Annotated in this window: 2 protein-coding genes; both read right to left on the bottom strand. The window is 72.5% G+C overall.

The window, feature by feature from the left end; genetic code table 11:
- Nucleotides 1–1,234: arabinosyltransferase domain-containing protein (locus tag G6020_RS07330; RefSeq protein ID WP_347238333.1), on the bottom strand; the 1,234-nt coding region annotated here is incomplete at its 3' end.
- A 12-nt stretch (nucleotides 1,235–1,246) separates the two neighbouring features.
- A partial coding sequence (locus G6020_RS07325) for an arabinofuranosyltransferase (protein WP_182610171.1) occupies nucleotides 1,247–1,857 on the bottom strand: 611 nt, incomplete at its 5' end.

The raw sequence follows: 1,857 nt of genomic DNA, 5'->3' as shown, positions 1-1,857 counted from the left end.
CGAGCGACCAGGTGAGCAGCGCGCCCAGCGCGATCACGGGCTCGGGCCGCAGTCCGTTGTTGAACGCCATCCAGAAGGCCAGGAAGAGCGCGGCGCCCGTCCAGCGCGGCCGGTGCCAGGTGCGGGCGAGCCGGCCCAGGCGCGGGACCACCTCCCGGCTGATGATCAGCCACGCCAGGATGCCGCACGCCAGGGTGGGCAGGCGCATCCACGGGCTCGCGGTGGACACCTCGGCGAACAACCGCAGGATCTCGTAGTACCAGCCCACGGGCGACTCGGGGGATCCGAGCCAGCGGTAGTAGTTGGCCATGTACCCGCTGGGTCCGGCCGACCGGGCCATGGTGAGGAGGTAGCCGTCGTCGGAGGTGTTGGCGCCGACGAGGTGCCAGAACCCCAGGACGCCCACCACCACGCCGTCCACCGCCGACAACCGGGTCCACGAGCGGGGGACGAACCGGCGGTCGGACCGTCCGTCGATCCCGTCGAGGCGGTGCAGGAACACCACCGAGGCGAGGGTGGCCAGGACCCCGAGCACCATCAACGCCAGCTTGAGCGCCGTGGGGCTGGAGGAGTAGCGGGAGTCGACGGTGATCTCCACCGTCGACTCGCCCAGCCCGTCGGGCGCGGAGGTGGGCGTGAGGTCCGTGAACACCCCTGTCACCTGCGGGCGCATGGTTCCCGGGACGGCCGCGCTGACCGGGTCCTGGCCGTTCTCGTCGTCGTCCCCGCCCTGGCCCCCGACCTCGGACAGGCCGGTGAGCTCGGCCACCAGCACCCCGACCTCGGCCCTGACCCGCAGCGACTCGCAGGCCGGGTCCCGGAGGGTGGACAGGGGGACCGAGAGCAGGGTGGTGTTGCGGACCGCCACCTCGATGGCGGGGTCCCCCGCGGCGTCGGCGGAGCGTTGCACCACGAGGCCGTCGGAGATCCGACCGGGTGCGCCCTCGGGCAGGGTCGAGAACACGATCGTGTCGTCGGGAACCTGCGACAACGGGCCACACGGTGCGGTGATGGTCAGGTCGAGCGGTCTCCCGGAGACCAGCGGCGCGGTGACGGAGGCGTAGTCGGGTCCGGCGGTCCAGCGCACCTCGGTGGTGTCCTGGTGGACCGGGAGGAACCCGGACAGGATCGCCAGGAACGCGCCGAGGAAGCCGGTGATCACGGCCAGCCGTCGGTCGCGGTCCATCCCCGGGTAGGGGTGCCGCCCGAGGGGGCGCCGGTCGCTCGCCGTCACAGTGGGGTCACCTCATCGCACCACGATCACGGCGAACGGTCCGACGTCGTGGACCTCGAAGTGGGGGCCCTCCACGGCCTCGGCGGGGATGGTGACGCCGAACCGGCGCACGTTGGGGTCGTTGGGATAGGTGTCCTCGGCCAGGCGCAGCGCGTACCCGGAACCCGAGGGGCGGGCGACCACGGCATCCGGGCGCCGCCACGGCGTGTCGTTCATCATGGCGTACAGCTCGTCGCCGCTGGTGGCGTCCTCCCAGCCGAGCATCACCTCGTTGCGCTCGTCGTACCGACCGAGCGGGTTGGCGTAGTGGGAGGTGACGGCCTGGTAGGCCAGGTACGGGTGGTAGGCCAGGAAGGCGTCGGCGGTGCTGACGACGACGAGGTCGGTCTTCTCGCGGCCCGGGAACGCCTCGAGGATGACCCTGTCGACCTCGGCGTAGTGGGACTCGGGCCCGGGCGGGAAGCGGTCGGCGCGCTCGCCGTCGCCGTCGGTGTCCGTATAGGCCAGTCGGATCTCCTCGTGCAGGTGATCGGGGATCCCCTGCGCGTGGGCGAGTGCGGCGAGGGTGGCCACGACGCCCACGACGGCGGTGGCCCGGCGACGCCGGTCGGCGGCCTCGGCGG

It is taken from the genome of Dietzia sp. B19 (assembly GCF_014145155.1).
Lineage (GTDB): Bacteria > Actinomycetota > Actinomycetes > Mycobacteriales > Mycobacteriaceae > Dietzia > Dietzia natronolimnaea.
The sequence above is the reverse complement of the archived record's forward strand: the minus strand, read 5'-3'. Positions and strand labels throughout refer to the sequence as shown.